The following is a 15,543-nucleotide window of genomic DNA, read 5'->3' as shown; positions in this document are numbered from 1 at the left end:
TTCAAACTAAAAGCGTTTCAGTGCGAGTATTTTGCGGAAAAACTTTTGCCAGAGTGATACGCCAGTATATTTCGCTTTCAAATATTCCAGCTCAGTTACCGCATTCTCAGCGCTGGTATAACAGCCTGTACGCCAATTAATGTAGGTTGGGTAGAGTAACAAAGTAGCAGCCACTAACTGGTTGACAGTTAAATGCCTAATTCGCCTGGCCACAGGATAAATATCTTTAGTTAAACCCCAGCCCGAATAAAATGGCTGGCCGTAGCAAACCACAGGTATACCGCGTATCAAGGCTTCAAATCCTGTTAACGAAGTAAGAGTATGTACCTCGTCAACCTTGGTAAGCAGATGCGCCATGTCTTCATTACCCAGAGTTTCATTACAGTAAGCTGATGCATCATGATCAGCTTGCCCCGCAACACGAAGGCCAGCTTGTACATCCGGGTGCGGTTTATACAAAATATATGCATCTGGGTTGGATATACGCACAGCCTGCAATAACTCAAGATTGGTTTTTAATACTGGGGAACCAAGCCGGATAGATGCGTCAGACTCTACCTGCCCAGGTACTAAAATGATTTGTTGCGCTGGCGGCCTTTGCCAATTAGATTGTCCAACGTTGTACTTAGTTAATTTAAGCGCAATCAATCGAAATATCAGCTGTTCGGCTCGATCACATTCCTCTTTAGTAAAATCGTGGGCTTGCAACAATTGCTCTAACCTGGATGGTCTGCTGGCATCGTAATAGATACCTACAGGATCAAATACCCAGGACAAAGGGCGGGTCAGATCGGCCCCCAGGCCAACGGAACGAATGAATCCATCTTCAACCCGGATAAGGTTTTCGTCGTTATGCGCTCCCCAAACTATTTTGCGGGCACCTTCAGGTAACAACTGTGTGTTCTCGATTGTTGTTACCCTCGCGCCCTGCAAAAAATGTTGAAAAATGCTTTTTTTCCAATGTGGGGGTTTATCCAGATAGAGAGGCATAGTAAAACGGTTTCGTTGTTGCCTTTGCAAACCTATCCAGGCCATTAGCTGCTCAACGTCACAGAGTTCACACGTTTCAGGATCGATGTAACGTGGATAGCTAACAAGGGCTGCATAAACTAATTGTTCAATACTAACCTGACATCTTCGTTCTGGTGCGGTCAGACTATCTGTCGTTAGTCCCCAGCCCGCATAAAATGGCATGCCAAAACAATGGACAGGCTTTTGCCAGAGGAGTGCTTCAAATCCCATTTGTGATGTGACACAAAAAACAGCGTCGGCCTTCTGCAGCAAATTAACCGGATGCACATCGTCGGCCAGGATCAGAATATTCCGTCGCTCTTGCTGGGTTAACTGGTCAAAGTGGCCTTTTTTCTTGCCAGCGAATACGTCAGGATGAATTTTCAATACTATTTTATGCTGAGGATAACACTCGCGGGCTTGGCTGAACATTGTATGAAAAGATATTTCATTTGCTAACCCATGGCGAATGGATGCATCGCCAAAGGTCTGATCAACGACTAATACGTAAGGTTCGTCTGTCGGAACAACAGCTTCAGGGCTGTGATTGTATTTAGACAGTTTTAGTTTCTGCCAATACTGGATTAACTGCTTTGCTCTTTGTTGCTGTTGCTGAGTCAGAGGTTGCTTGATCAGGTTTTCAAGACGTGATGCGGCTGACGCATCATAATAAATTCCAACGTCGTCAAGTACAACGGAATAAGGTGGTGACTCGCTACCCAGTAATACTGAACGTAAAAAACCATCTTCCAAACGTAACAAGGGCAAGCTTAGTTTTTGCGCCAAATGTTCTGCTTTAATAGCTGAAGGTTTACGCCCCCATGCCAGCACAGCAGATACATCTGCTGTGGATTTATAAAAGCGGTGACGCTGAATTTGTGCACCTAAAAATACAGAAAGAGAAGGAATATTTGCTAATGCCGCCGAATCGCACAACAGAACACTCTCTGCGTTGTAATTTAGTTTTACACCTTGAAATGCCATAATCTCTCTCTGGTTTCAATAAATATTGCTGACAACCCCAACAGCTGATTGTTATAGTGCGGCCGAGCAGCATTTTAAGTATTTCAATAAAAGCGGACCAGTTTTGAATCTATTACGTTTTGCATTTGTCGCCTGTAATAAAAACCCTCAGCGTTTTATGTCCGATCCATCGTTTATTTACCGATGTGAAAATCTGGCATTAGCACTACAAGCTTTAGGCCATAACGTTGAGCTGATGCACTATACACAATTACGAGACTACGGACAGTACGACGTGGTAATTTTCCACAGACCATCCGACAGACTTTTTTTCCGTTGGTTTATCAATAAACTACGCCGTAAAAGCTGTTTGTTAATCGCAGATGTTGATGATCTGATCTTTGATCCACAGTATGCAAATGTAAGTCCAGGAGTAGTGAATCAGCTGGTTACGTTACAGCAAACAGTAACAAATTTCCGTGCAAATGCAAAAGCTCTGGCCTGTTTTGATAGATTGACAACCTCAACTTTGCCTTTAATGCAGCAGTTACAAAGGATACAGCCCGAGAGCCAGATTCTGTTGCTGCCAAATACTGCGCATTTAAGCTGGCACAAGCTGGATAGCCCCCCCTCGGTCACAGAAAAAGAAAAGATCCTGACCTATTTCCCAGGTACCCGCAGCCACGATAAAGACTTCGCCAGTATCAGCGCTGTATTAGCTGAGTTTTTACATCAGCATCCTGACATTAAACTTCATATTACCGGAGTACTGAATTGTCAGTTGAGTTGCAGACCCGAGCAGTTCACTCAGTTGGAAAAAGTGCCTTTTGCTGAATATGCCAGGCATGTTGCTAAAAGTTGGGTAAATCTGGCGCCATTGGAGCTTAATGAATTTAATCAGCACAAGTCAGGAATTAAAGCGATTGAAGCGGCCTTTTTTAATGCCCCAACTCTCGCAACTCCTATACCTGATATGCAACGTTTAGCCGATTCTGGAGCTTTACTTGCGTATACAGCTGATGATTGGTTTACACAGCTATGCCAACTCTGTGAACCTGACTACTATCATCAACAAAGCTGGCAGTTGAAAGAAAAGTCCCAACAAAAAGCTAATATCATGCAACAGGCCCAACGTTTTCTAGAGTTTACTGATTTACTATGACGCCAGTTACAGATGTTTTTTTACAGCGCCCGAATTACAGCTTATGCCAAACTATTGATATTAGAACTTTGCGAACTCAGGCTATACAACTTAGCCAGCGAGGCAGTTATTGTATTGCGTCACTTTGGCTATTCAGAAAGGTTTGGCTACGCAGCAAAAAACCAACTGACTATATTGCTTATCTGGTGTTCAGAAGAGCTCTTGGCTATTTATTAACACCAACGAAAGTGCAAATTCTGCAAACTTTATCAGCGATACCAAAACGCTGGTTGTACGGAGTTTACGGTCACCGCTGGCGTCAGGTACAAATGCTGAAGGCTGAATATGACTTTTATAGGCTGCAAAAACTGAGTACAGCAGGGATCCAGAATGCAGACCTGTATATGATAAACCATTGGCGAAACAGTCAAGACTTATGGCAACAGCAATTGGTGCAGTATTTAGAAGCAGCCTTCAGAGTACAATTGGTAGGAAATAGCCCTAAATTGCGTAACAGTAACTTGGGAAACTATATAGATACAGCAGACTGGGTGATACGTTTTAACCACTACTTCGGTGAACACTGCAGTACTGAAGACACCGGACGCAAATGTGATCTCTGGGTGATAGCACCGGGTTTTCGAAGTACTTTTGTTCCGGATTGTGATTGGGTGTTGCTCAGTGGCCCGAATATGTTGTGGTGGCAACAGCTGTGGGGTCATTTAAAACCACTATCAAAGAAAAAACTGCTCAGTGTTCCTCTGGAACAATGGCGACACCTGGTTCGTCAGCTTGCTGCACCGCCCAGTGCCGGTCTGTTAACTCTGGAGTATATCTCGGCATTGCCTGTTGAAATAAGCCGCATCAAATTGGCTGGTTTTGGGTATAATCCGGACGTGACTCAAGACTATCATCTGGCATTACCAGAGCACAAAGCTACATCACGTCATAACTGGCAAGCTGAATATCAGTATTTACAACGCTGGTTAGACAACGAAGGATCGCAATAAAATAATGATTACCCCCTCACACGACCACCTTCAGCTAAAACTTAATGCGCCAGGCTGGAGCTTAAATCAAAAGCAGAATCAAAGCATACATCTGCAGGCTTTGAAACCTGCCCCATCAGGCTGGTATAAGCTGATCATTACAGCGAAAAACGCTGCAGCTAAAGAGTGGATAGCTGAAAACCCTTGTGTAATTGTTTACCAGAACGAAAATCCTCATGGGGTGCCTTTGTTAGCAGAAAGCTTCAAGGAAAAATCGCTGGTATTTTACCGCCACAATGAACTTAACCACCTTAGATTAAGCTACCAGTTTGAAATGACTGACTCTGCGGCCTTATTTCATATTGAAATAAAACGAATACTTTCATTAAAAGCATGGGGAGACATGCTGAAATCTGTCTCAAACAGACAAAAAAATGAAGGAAAAAGAGCCAGTCACATTTACCGGATCACACGCGCAAGACAAAAAAAAGCGGGTTGGTCACAGGCGTTGTCTAAGTTAGTGAGGGATTACCAGCCATTGTTAAGCCATCAACTGATTAGCTGTGAACCTTATCAATACTGGCTAAATGTAAAAGAACCAGACCTTAAACTGCCTTCTCTTGCTGATCAGCAAGCAAATCTGTTGTGCTTTAGCCTGGTATTAAAGAGCTCAACGAATAAGAAACAGCTGATAAAGTCGATTGAAAGCGTTCTGTCACAAAGTTTTAGTCATTGGAAACTGTATGTATGTGTTTCTGAAGATTTAGCAGCAGAACTGCAACGATTGGTTAAATCTGACGAAAGGCTGATTTATCACGCCCAGAACAGGATAGAACCAGATTTAAAGTCTTATGTCATGATACTGCAAGCAGGTGATTTGTTGGCCTCTGAAGCGCTGACGATGTTTGCTGTAGGTATTGATGCTAATGGGACAGATTGCATGTTGTACTCAGACCATGACCTGCTTGATAGCAAAGGTAAAAGAGGCAGACCGCAGTTTAAACCAGACTGGAACCCGGATTTTTTGTTAAGCAGCAATTACATAGGATCAGCTTATGTTATACCTGCCAACTTTTGGCTGCGCCATTATTCAAAAACGAACTGGTGGCAGCAATCGAGTTATGTGTTGTTACTGGAGGCACTGCTTGAACAGAAAAAACCATTATCCCGCTTAGCTGTAGTCCACTTGCCATATGTGTTGCTCCATCAATCTGCGTTAAACAACAGCGATTATGAAAAAGGGACAAAAAAGATAATCAAAGATTTACTGAAACAACTGGCAACCACGGAAAAAGTCAGAGTACTTAATGTCAGTTCAGACACCGATAGCGGGATATTTAAGTTGCAATACGCACTACCAGATCCCTGCCCTCTTGTCAGCCTGCTAGTACCAACAAGAGACGCATTACAGATCACCCGCAATTGCATAGAAAGCATTCTGGAAAAAACTGATTACCCAAACTACGAGATTATCATTTTAGATAACCAAAGCTGTGAACCTGAAACTCTGGAATGGTTTGAACAGATAGCTCTCCATAAAAGAGTAAGGGTACTGCGTTACGACTACCCTTTTAATTACTCAGCCATTAATAATTTTGGTGTCAGAGAAGCTCAAGGTGAGATGATTGGCTTGGTAAATAACGATACCGAGGTGATTAACGGTAGTTGGTTAACTGAAATGGTTCAACACGCTGCCCGTCCAGAAATTGGTTGTGTTGGCGCCAAACTCTATTACTTTGATAATACGATACAGCATGCTGGCGTGATCATGGGCTTATGGGGGCTGGCGGGTCATTCTCATAAGAATTACATGAAAGATGCAAAAGGCTACATGAATCGCCTTATCGCTGTTCAGAATCTGTCCGCAGTAACAGCTGCATGCTTAGTCATTAAAAAAGAACTGTTTTTGCAGGTACAAGGCCTCGACGAACAAAATTTGGTTGTTGCATTTAATGATGTCGATTTATGCCTGAAAGTACAACAAGCTGGCTACAGAAACCTGTGGACCCCCTATGCAGAGCTGTATCACTACGAGTCTAAAACTCGTGGTAAAGAGGATACTCCAGAGAAGCAGTTACGGGAAAAATATGAAATAGATTTTATGCGACAAAAATGGCCAATGCAGACCAAGCTCGACCCCAACTACAGCCCTCATTTGACTCACGTCAGAGAGGACTTTGGTATAGGGATTGAGTAGTAAACGCTACTCAATTTATTACACTAGCTGAATAGATCATTAGGCGGTCAGACAATTATTGGCTGACCGGAATACACTTGCATATTGCATCGTTTACAGAAACAACGGGCATCCAGTCCAGTTGAGTCTTTGTATAATTAATATCAAGCTGTAAAGACGAGCAGAGTCTGTCAGCTACCGCTTTTTTCCCGCACAAAGATGCACAAAACTGAATTAAACGCGCAGGAATAGCGATTAACCGTGGTTTTTTACCATAAGCTAAAGTCATCATTTGTATCAATTCCGTGATAGAAACATCCTGATCGTCACTGACTAAAAAAGTTTGGTTCGCCGCTTTAGGATGATGAATACAAGTCACTATTAAACTCAGCAGATTATCAAGCGCCACCAAACTACGTTTGTTATGAATAGCTCCTAAAGGAAGAGGCAGATTTTTTTTCGCAAGCGCCATCATTGCCGCAAAATTAGCTTTCACTCCAGGTCCGTAAACCAAAGGGGGCCGAATAATTACAACTTCCATTCCGGTTTTTAAAGCGATCTCTCGAAGTCCTGCTTCTGCTTCTGCTTTAGATATACCGTAGGCATCTTCAGGCATTGGGGTATCGTCAAACTTGAATGCTGTACCCGAGTCTGTTTTTTCACCATTCACTTTAATAGAGCTGATGAAAATGAAACGTCTTACACCTGCATCCGCAGCTTGTTGTGCCAGGTTCAGCGTTCCAGCTGTATTGACTTCACGAAATGCGGCCAGAGGATCAGCGCTTTTTTCGTCCATAACGTGAACTCGCGCCGCACTATGAATAACGACATCAATACCTTTTAAGGCAGAGCTATAATCTGTAGTTGCTGTTATATCAAGATGAAAAAAAGCTTTGAATTCACCTTTTATTTCCCGTCTGCCAAGAATACTTAACTGTGACGCTGACAACATCTCAACAAGAGCACTACCGACGAAACCGCTGGCTCCTGTCAACAATATTTCAGGGGAGCTGTTCATACCGAAGGCCTTCTGAATAATTCAAACAGCTTAAAAGGAATTTTAAACATCAAAAACAGCATATTGGTATATACGTTATTCGCTCTGCAAGCCCTGATAATCTCGTGGTTTAAAGTCATTGAACTCTGAATACCAGAAGTACTTGCACCGCCAGATCGCATACGAATCAATACTTTATCAACATGCTGAAAGGCTATTTTTTTAACCATCAGCAGCCTGACAAAAAGCTCATAATCCGCTGCAATCTTAAAATTAGTTTTGTATAAACCAAAACGCTCGTAGACGTCTTTTTTAATAAATGTTGCAGGGTGCGGAGGCATCCAGCCAAAGCGTAGTTTCCAGGCTGAATAATTAGGTAAAGAATAAAACCGGGTCACTTTTTTCAGATCTGTAGGTTTAACAAAAACTAAGTCACCAAATATCAGTTCTGCCTTTTCGTTCGTACTGAAAGCCTCTACTACAGCAGACAAAGCATCTGTAGACTCGTAAAAATCATCAGAGTTTAGAATGCCAATAACATCACCAATAGCTGCTTTAATACCTTTATTCATGGCATCATAGATACCTTTATCCGGTTCGCTGATCACAGTTGCAATGCGATCGCGGTACTCATTTACGATGCTTAAGGTATTATCTTTTGATGCTCCATCAACGATGATGTATTCAATATCAACATAATCCTGAGCGAGCACTGACTCAATAGTATCGCGGATAGTTGCAGCGCTGTTATAGCAAACGGTAATAATGGAAACTTTCATCTCAGTTCAGTAGTCCTTTAACAGCATTAAGAATAACCTGCACTAAAACCTGAGCTCCCACTTGTTCAGCAGATTCGGCATAGCAACGAAGCTCAGGGGCATTACCTGATGGGCGTAAATGCACAATATCGCCATCCACAAACTGCATTCTTAAGCCGTCAGTTTGGTCCAGACTTTGTATTTGTCGTGCACTCTGGCCTAACTGAGTCAGTAATTCTTCGGGAGATAATGCCGCTTTGGCTAAAAAGTCTTTGCTCCATTGAGTTGGAACCTGTTGTAAACGGTCGCTGGCGGTATAACGTTGTGGCAAAGTTTGAGTAAGTTTTGATAACGGCTGCTCACCAGCTAAAGCAAGTAATGCCAAGCCTGGTAATAAAGCATCGCGGGTTGGTAAGGCTTTAAGCAACTGGCCAGAGACTGTTACGTCAGAGCCAAGTAAAAATCCGCCATTGGCTTCAAAGCCAGCCACCGAACCAGTCAGGTTAGCAAAAGCCGCAATCACGTATGGAGAACCAATTTTTGTCCTCACTACAGTAGTAAATACTCCGGCTTGTTCTATGGCGGTATTACAGCTAACTGGTACAGCCAAAGACTGAATACCTAAAGCTTTAGCACAAAGCAGTCCAACTATATCGCCCCGCAACCATTGACCTTTTTCATCTGCAATTAGTGGGCGATCGCCATCACCATCGGTAGAAAAAATTGCATCAAAACCATGCTGCCTCGACCAATCCAGTCCTTTTTGCTGATCTGCCTCTGTAACAGCTTCGGTATCAATAGGAACAAAAGTGTTGGTACGCTCTAAGGAAGTAACTTCAGCGCCCAGTTTCGTGAAGATTGTATGGTACAGGTCACGCCCTGCGCTGGAGTGTTCATAGATACCGATACGTTTACCCGCCAACATCTGCTGAGGATAAATATCTAAATAGCGCTGAATATAGTTATCAGATGCCACAGAACTGGTGGCAGGTAAGGCTGATACAAAGCTAACGAGCGCGTCTGAAACGGAAAGAATTGCTTGCTCGTCTTCTTTACTGATTTCACCATCGGGGCGATAAAACTTTAAGCCATTACGGTCGAACGGTATATGGCTACCCGTCACCATTATTGCCGGCACTTTGTCCTGCATAGCCTGAAAGGCCAATGCAGGAGTTGGTAAAACACCATAGTAGTCAACCGAATAGCCGATCGACTCTAAGGCACCAGCACAAGCAGCTGCCATCTGTGGGCTGCTCGGTCTGTTATCAATACCTATAGCAACGCGGGTAAAGCTAAAAGAACCTAGCATGACTTTGATAAAACTTTGTGCAAAGGCAGCACAAACTTCATCAGTAAAGTCTGTAACCAGGCCTCTGGCACCACTGGTGCCAAAAGCAATGTTACTTTGTGCAATGACTTGTTGTAACTCGGATGACATGACTTATGCCCTGCCGTATCTGTCAGAAAAACGTACTATGTCATCTTCACCCAGGTACGAACCTGATTGCACTTCGATTAATTCCAATGGGATTTTTCCCGGGTTTTCCAGTGCATGTATTGCGCCCAGTGGGATATAAATAGATTGGTTTTCTGACATCAGAGTATCTTTACCATCTACAGTTACATTAGCTGTACCGGATACAACAATCCAGTGTTCAGCTCTATGATGGTGCATCTGAATAGATAATTTCTCGCCTGGTTTTACCGTAATACGCTTTACCTGATAACGGGCACCATTGTCGATAGAGTCGTATTTACCCCAAGGACGATACACTTCACGATGAATTCTATGCTCGGTGCGGCCTGCGTCTTTTAATTGTTGAACAATAGACTTCACATCCTGCACCTTGTCTTTAGCTGCAACCAAAACCGCATCTTTGGTTTGAACCACAATAATGTTTTCAAGACCTACGGTAGCAACAAGCCCAGTCTCAGCGAATACGTAGTTGTGTTTACTAGAAACGCTTAACACATCACCTTTATGCACATTGTTGTTTTCATCTTTTGCTGAAACATCCCACAACGATGACCACGAGCCTACATCGCTCCAGCCAGCATTTAACGGCACTACAACAGCCTTGGTAGTTTTTTCCATCACTGCATAATCGACGGAGTCGTCCGGGCAAGTTAAAAACGCTTCTTTATTTACACGGATAAAGTCTAAGTCAGGATCGACTTCAGCCATAGACTGTTCGCAAGCCGCATAGATGTCAGGCCGATGCTGTTTCAGTTCTGCAAGATAAACACTTGCCTTGAAAATAAACATGCCACTGTTCCAGTAGTATTCACCAGAAGAAACATAGCTTTTGGCTGTCTCTAAATCAGGTTTTTCAACAAATTGCTGAACACTGTAAGCGCCTGATTTCTCAACGCCTCTTTTTATATAACCGTAGCCAGTCTCAGGACCAGTTGCCACGATACCAAAGGTAACCAGATTATCTGCTGCTGCAAATTCTGAAGCTTGAGCTACAACCTGACGGAATTCCTGACTATCGGAAATAATATGATCGGCAGCCAAAACTAATAAAAGAGGATCTTGTCCTTTTTTAACAGCTGTCATTGCAGCAAGGGCAATGGCTGGCGCTGTGTTGCGGCCAACAGGCTCCAGAATGATGTTGTGATCAAGCTGGTTGATTTGACGCATTTGCTCAGCAGCAATAAAACGATGTTCTTCGTTACAAATAACTAAAGGCGGTAAAGCATCTAACCCTTGCAAACGCTGAACTGTGGCTTGAAGCATAGTAGTGTCGCCATCCAGTTTTAAGAACTGTTTTGGCATTAAATCACGTGACAAAGGCCACAAACGACTACCAGTACCGCCGCACAAAATAATTGGAATAATCATAAGACCCCTAACATATCAAATCAAATCAAATCAAATCAAAAAGTGGATATACTTTATCAATTTCGCGCACAGAATACACTTACACTAAAATCATTAACAACAACAACCGGCGAACTTTCAATTCAAAAAGCGACCAATATTCAAAAACCCAAACAAAAGCAACTGCGAAGACATCACCCACAGATAATAACCTAATTCAAAAACAAAGCGCCACAGTGTTTCAACCATCACAAAAACAACATCATAAAGCACTAAAACATTCAGTTTCGGTAAGTAATGTAAGTGATACTGTAGAGCTTTCGCTATCATAAACATCGCCACAAGTCATGATGAAGTAAATTTAAAAACTACAATTACAGAAAACACTTTGTTGCTGCATCAAATTATAAGAGACGTACATGTCCATAGTGTTTAAAAAATAAAAGACAGCAAAAGAATCATTTTTTCATCCACTGATGCTTAGCATGGTCGAACCTCCAATTAGTGGATACAAGTTTCTCTCTCACTCTAACATCAAGAAGCCAATATAATCCCTCCAAAAGAACCTCAAACTTATTAAATAAATTCGAAGGTTCAGTGAATTCTCCAACTTCTTTCCAATAGCGATGCAGATCTTCCGACAGCTGCCCTTCGTGTTTTTTGAATGCACCTAACGGGGTTTTCAGTATTTCAAGTTTACTTTCTTTAGAAAAACAGTACCACAAGTAATAATCGCCAGCCAATCGAAGACTTCTCAGCTTATCAAAATCTATCGTGTCGATTAGCTTTTTACTCCAAAACGTAGACTCCTGCTGGATATATGGTAGATACTTACCATACATGCCTCTCTGAATTAAATGCGTCTTGTACCTAAAAGGCAAGTCGATCTTCGTTATCTCGTTACTCTCATTACATTCACTAATATAACCAGTTACCCAATCTAATTTGTTTTCAGATAAAAATTTGACTACTTTACTAGCAGCATCAGGATATAAAATATCACCAGCGTTTAAATAGCAAATAAAGTCACCTTTGGCGACTTTCAACCCTTTTGACAACGCATCATACATCCCAGAATCTTTCTCTGAAATTAACACGCTTACCATTTGAGAGTTATCATTTATTATGTCAAGAGTTCCATCAGTTGAACCACCATCAACAATGATATATTCAACATTTTTATAAGTTTGATTCTTAATCGAATCTATAGTACTTTGCAGCAACTTGGCAGAATTAAACACTGGGGTGATTATTGTCAACAATGGGTTCATTAGCACACCTTAACTTAATAACATTAAAATATTTAAGCAGAAAAACTCATATACATCTACTAATTAAAGCAACTTTAATATTAGGATATATATTTCTTGATTCCACTGAAAGGTACATCAGGCATCTCATTAAAATTTACAAGTTTATATTGATACAATATTAATAGAATTGGAAATATAAACTCAGGCAGAAATATGCCGCCTGAAAATTGTAAACTCGCAAAAATAAACCACCAAAAAATTACCCCTTTATAATTCCGAAAATATATAGAAACAAGCAATTTATAAACAATAGCCGCCAAAAATATAAATGCAAAAAGCCCAAAGTAAAAAAACAATATTGCGAAACCATTGTCTAATGAAGTGCCCTTCTCTCCGCCATGATCTATACCTAAGTTATAAACAAAATCATTTACTTGACCGAAAGGAATTCCTAAAGGCAACACTAACATTGCCTCATAAATAATTTTTATCGGAGCAACCAACCTCCAATAACCTGAGGTTCCCTCTAAATTCACTTCATTTAACCTAACCATAAGTTCCTCTGGAATCATCGAAACTAAAGCTATCGGCACCAAAAATAGTAAAACCAGCCTAAGTATGTTATTTTTAATTGCAGTCAACCAAAAAATTAAAAATAACAAAATGAATGTTAATAGGATCCCTGACGCAGACGCGGTGAAAACAATCCCCAAGGCTCCGATGACATAAACGAATATTCTGAAATTTGATCTATCATCCATCAAAATGATCGACATCAAAAAAAACATTATAAAAGAATTGTAAGATGGCTCTAAGAATAATCCATAAGCTCTAGGGCCTGTCAACGAATAAACTCTGTCCAAACTATATTGACTTAAATAAGTGAACTCTCCGAATGGATTGTACAAAGCTTCGATATCAAAAACCCTCAAAGCTAACACTTGAAAAATAGAAAAAGAAACAACTAAAAACAGTGCTACTATATAAACACTACTATATCTCTCAAACTTCTTAATGTGACTTATAGATCCTAGCACAACAGCTACCGAACCAAATAACCAAAGGAGATAAGTAGTTGCAAATTCAGTTATTTCAATTGTTTTAATAAATAGCGAATATATCAAAAAAATAAATATCGGCCAGAAAATCACAAAGAATAATAATAAACTTTTTGTGTTGTTAAAGGTAATACGGTAGTGCCTAGTTAAAAATATACAAATAGCCAACGGAGCAATGGTTAAAGGAAATTTACTTATGGATAAAAACATGAAATGAATGAATATTATCGATAAAAGTAAAAAAAAACGGTATCTAATTATCATGATAATTTGTTGGCCGAAATTAAACGCTTGTAAATTTTCACATAATTCTCTGTCGCAGCACTATGGCCAAACCTCTCGAAGATCGAGACTTGTAAAGATTCTCTTGTCTTATTAATATATTCTGTTGGTAACGTTCTTGACCTGATTAACTCTATAATGTCCGCGTAAGAATCTACAGGTTTGATGTTGAGACCTAATAGTACTTCCTCAGCTGCTTTACTTTTTACAGCTAATACTGGTACGCCACATGCCAAAGATTCAATCATTACTAATCCGAAAGTGTCTATTTTAGATGTAAATAAGGAAACGTCACATGACGATATCACTTTTACCATCTCAATACGGTCTGTAATTTCGCCATGGTTAAATACATTCTTTCCAGAAAAAGGCGAGTTTTTACCAATTGTGTGTAAAAACACTCCCTTGAGATCTAACAGGCTAATAATTAATTCCTTATTAACCTTGGATGTGTCGTCCAAATTATTAGACACAACAAGAACATTTACCGAACCAAAGGGCAGTTTAATTAACTCATTCGCTAAGATATTATTACGACAAGCGTCTTCAAAGTTCTTGTCTAACCAATTTGGAATATGGCAAACGTCTACGTTAGGTAATTCTTTTTTAAGCTCATTAGCTAGAAAACTGGAAGGAGAAACTAAAACCAAATTTGAGCTAATTTTACTTAAGTACATTCGTTTTCTTTTGAATTCTGTTGCAGAAAAATCCAAAAAGGTAGCTGGATAGCTTGATAAATTGGGACAATTACCACAACCACTTTGCCACTTATTACAATCCCCTACGGAAGAACACCTACCTGTAAGAATCCAGTAATCATGCGAAGTCCAAACTACAGGTTTATTAGCACTCGCTATTGCGTCAAGAATCCATGAAAATTTAATGAAATAACTATGAATCACATGCAAATGAACGACATCAGCCATTTTTATCGCTTCAAGTAGTTTGCTACGCCGAACACCAAAAGGGCTGAACAAATCAAACCCGAAAAAATTATGGAATACAAAATTAGTTATTACTTGAAGTTTTGAACCTATCCGAAAACAATTCTTAACATTTGATTCAGAATCACTCTTGCCTCCCTTAACACCCCAGCCATATGCAAATTGACTATTTACACCAATTTTTTGTAAATTATTGTGCAAATCAAGAGCAACTTTTGCTGCACCGCCTTTATCAAGGCATACATTAATTTGTAGTATATTCATTTTAATCTTAGCAACGTTCTTTTGATAAAATCTATAACAGCAGTCTTTTTGTTGATTGTAAAAGATCAACCAATTTATTTTTGACCCTGTTTGCTATATACCAATAATAAATTAACACCTTGTAGTCAGTCTTATTTTTTAACTGCGCTCGTCTAAACTCTTTAAAAGTCTCTTTGATCAAACGAGAGCTAACTCCCTCACATCCCATCAAAGCTATTGGCATATTATAGAATGAAAAAGTTAGATCTTTTTTTCTTAAAACCAGCTCATAATCAATCGCAATTTTAAACGATTCATCAAAGTCACCCAATTCTTGCAAAAATTCAACTCTATTAAAAGTAGCAGTATGAGGAAACGTCATCTTTCTTTTTAATTCGGCTAAAGTGGTTTCCTTACCTAATCGAATACCTTCATATTCCCCTCCATCAAACACAATTTGACCAAACACGAAATCAGCGACACTCTCTTTCAACACTGTCGCCATTCGCTCTAACACATCAACGCTATAAAACTGATCATCCGCACCTAAAAATATTACCCACTCTCCAGTAACGTGTTTTAATGCTTTATTCCAAGCATCAGCAATTCCTGAATCCTTTTCTGATTTCCAATAACTTATCTCTTTATCATACTGCTGCAAAATACTTTTAGTGCTATCTGTGGAATTTCCGTCGAAAACTATTAGTTCTTTTTCTGTGTATGTTTGTTTTAAGAAACTATCAATGCAAGATTGAATAGTCTTCTCACCATTAAATACAGCTACCACTACAGAAATTTTCATACTTTAAACTCATATTAAATACTAAAACCTGCAACTGGTTTATTTGAGAATCAAACTCAATAAAGTAAAACTAGAGTGCTAATGAAATAAACGTCAGTAATA

At 40.2% G+C, this 15,543-nt stretch carries 12 protein-coding genes; 3 read left to right on the top strand and 9 right to left on the bottom strand.

Annotated features, from left to right (window positions below; genetic code table 11):
- Window positions 1-6 precede the first annotated feature (6 nt).
- Window positions 7-1,995 (bottom strand): capsular polysaccharide biosynthesis protein, encoded by a 1,989-nt coding sequence (locus tag J2W69_RS01010; RefSeq protein WP_310273692.1) that lies wholly within the window; start codon window positions 1,993-1,995, stop codon window positions 7-9.
- A 103-nt stretch (window positions 1,996-2,098) separates the two neighbouring features.
- On the opposite strand from J2W69_RS01010, the gene J2W69_RS01005 reads away from it, so the two are divergent.
- The 3 genes from J2W69_RS01005 (at window position 2,099) to J2W69_RS00995 (ending at window position 6,301) form a co-directional block, all read left to right on the top strand.
- A complete protein-coding gene (locus tag J2W69_RS01005; RefSeq protein ID WP_310273689.1) occupies window positions 2,099-3,136 on the top strand; it encodes a glycosyltransferase in 1,038 nt (345 codons plus the stop codon).
- The gene (locus J2W69_RS01000) at window positions 3,133-4,125 is read left to right on the top strand and encodes a glycosyltransferase family 29 protein (RefSeq protein ID WP_310273687.1); all 993 of its coding nucleotides are present in this window, start codon (window positions 3,133-3,135) and stop codon (window positions 4,123-4,125) included. The genes J2W69_RS01005 and J2W69_RS01000 overlap by 4 nt, the downstream gene beginning before the upstream one ends.
- A 226-nt stretch (window positions 4,126-4,351) precedes the next feature.
- On the top strand, window positions 4,352-6,301 hold the full coding sequence (locus J2W69_RS00995) for a glycosyltransferase family 2 protein (RefSeq protein ID WP_310273685.1): 1,950 nt from the start codon (window positions 4,352-4,354) through the stop codon (window positions 6,299-6,301).
- A gap of 55 nt (window positions 6,302-6,356) precedes the next feature.
- Here J2W69_RS00995 and J2W69_RS00990 read toward each other — a convergent pair whose 3' ends face one another.
- The 8 genes from J2W69_RS00990 to J2W69_RS00955 all read right to left on the bottom strand — a co-directional run bounded on the left by J2W69_RS00990 (window position 6,357) and on the right by J2W69_RS00955 (window position 15,441).
- Window positions 6,357-7,298, bottom strand: a complete 942-nt coding sequence (locus J2W69_RS00990) for a UDP-glucose 4-epimerase family protein (RefSeq protein ID WP_310273683.1) — start codon at window positions 7,296-7,298, stop codon at window positions 6,357-6,359.
- Complete coding sequence (locus J2W69_RS00985; protein WP_310273681.1) at window positions 7,295-8,056, bottom strand: glycosyltransferase family 2 protein; 762 nt, start codon at window positions 8,054-8,056, stop codon at window positions 7,295-7,297. The genes J2W69_RS00990 and J2W69_RS00985 overlap by 4 nt, the downstream gene beginning before the upstream one ends.
- 1 nt (window position 8,057) lies before the next feature.
- Window positions 8,058-9,473: a phosphomannomutase gene (locus J2W69_RS00980; RefSeq protein ID WP_310273679.1), complete on the bottom strand. Its 1,416-nt coding sequence runs from the start codon at window positions 9,471-9,473 to the stop codon at window positions 8,058-8,060.
- Window positions 9,474-9,476: 3 nt separating this feature from the next.
- Window positions 9,477-10,880 (bottom strand): mannose-1-phosphate guanylyltransferase/mannose-6-phosphate isomerase, encoded by a 1,404-nt coding sequence (locus J2W69_RS00975; protein WP_310273677.1) that lies wholly within the window; start codon window positions 10,878-10,880, stop codon window positions 9,477-9,479.
- A gap of 437 nt (window positions 10,881-11,317) precedes the next feature.
- Window positions 11,318-12,130 (bottom strand): glycosyltransferase family 2 protein, encoded by an 813-nt coding sequence (locus J2W69_RS00970; protein WP_310273675.1) that lies wholly within the window; start codon window positions 12,128-12,130, stop codon window positions 11,318-11,320.
- A gap of 80 nt (window positions 12,131-12,210) precedes the next feature.
- Window positions 12,211-13,380, bottom strand: coding sequence for a hypothetical protein (locus J2W69_RS00965; protein WP_310273673.1), 1,170 nt, complete (start codon window positions 13,378-13,380; stop codon window positions 12,211-12,213).
- 50 nt (window positions 13,381-13,430) lie between these two features.
- Window positions 13,431-14,660, bottom strand: a complete 1,230-nt coding sequence (locus J2W69_RS00960) for a glycosyltransferase (RefSeq protein ID WP_310273671.1) — start codon at window positions 14,658-14,660, stop codon at window positions 13,431-13,433.
- Between the two features lie 31 nt (window positions 14,661-14,691).
- Window positions 14,692-15,441: a glycosyltransferase family 2 protein gene (locus J2W69_RS00955; protein ID WP_310273669.1), complete on the bottom strand. Its 750-nt coding sequence runs from the start codon at window positions 15,439-15,441 to the stop codon at window positions 14,692-14,694.
- Window positions 15,442-15,543: the final 102 nt, after the last annotated feature.

This window comes from Rheinheimera soli, assembly GCF_031457405.1.
In the GTDB taxonomy this organism is placed as follows: Bacteria; Pseudomonadota; Gammaproteobacteria; order Enterobacterales; family Alteromonadaceae; genus Pararheinheimera; species Pararheinheimera soli_A.
Note: the sequence above shows the minus strand (reverse complement) of the source record. Positions and strands in the feature narration are given on the sequence as shown.

Excerpts from the sequence above, each read along its gene's own strand:
- J2W69_RS01010 (WP_310273692.1), bottom strand. The coding sequence starts at position 1,995 with ATGGCATTTCAAGGTGTAAAACTAAATTACAACGCAGAGAGTGTTCTG.
- J2W69_RS01000 (WP_310273687.1), top strand. The coding sequence starts at position 3,133 with ATGACGCCAGTTACAGATGTTTTTTTACAGCGCCCGAATTACAGCTTA.
- J2W69_RS00990 (WP_310273683.1), bottom strand. The coding sequence starts at position 7,298 with ATGAACAGCTCCCCTGAAATATTGTTGACAGGAGCCAGCGGTTTCGTC.
- J2W69_RS00985 (WP_310273681.1), bottom strand. The coding sequence starts at position 8,056 with ATGAAAGTTTCCATTATTACCGTTTGCTATAACAGCGCTGCAACTATC.
- J2W69_RS00980 (WP_310273679.1), bottom strand. The coding sequence starts at position 9,473 with ATGTCATCCGAGTTACAACAAGTCATTGCACAAAGTAACATTGCTTTT.
- J2W69_RS00975 (WP_310273677.1), bottom strand. The coding sequence starts at position 10,880 with ATGATTATTCCAATTATTTTGTGCGGCGGTACTGGTAGTCGTTTGTGG.
- J2W69_RS00970 (WP_310273675.1), bottom strand. The coding sequence starts at position 12,130 with ATGAACCCATTGTTGACAATAATCACCCCAGTGTTTAATTCTGCCAAG.
- J2W69_RS00965 (WP_310273673.1), bottom strand. The coding sequence starts at position 13,380 with ATGTTTTTATCCATAAGTAAATTTCCTTTAACCATTGCTCCGTTGGCT.
- J2W69_RS00960 (WP_310273671.1), bottom strand. The coding sequence starts at position 14,660 with ATGAATATACTACAAATTAATGTATGCCTTGATAAAGGCGGTGCAGCA.
- J2W69_RS00955 (WP_310273669.1), bottom strand. The coding sequence starts at position 15,441 with ATGAAAATTTCTGTAGTGGTAGCTGTATTTAATGGTGAGAAGACTATT.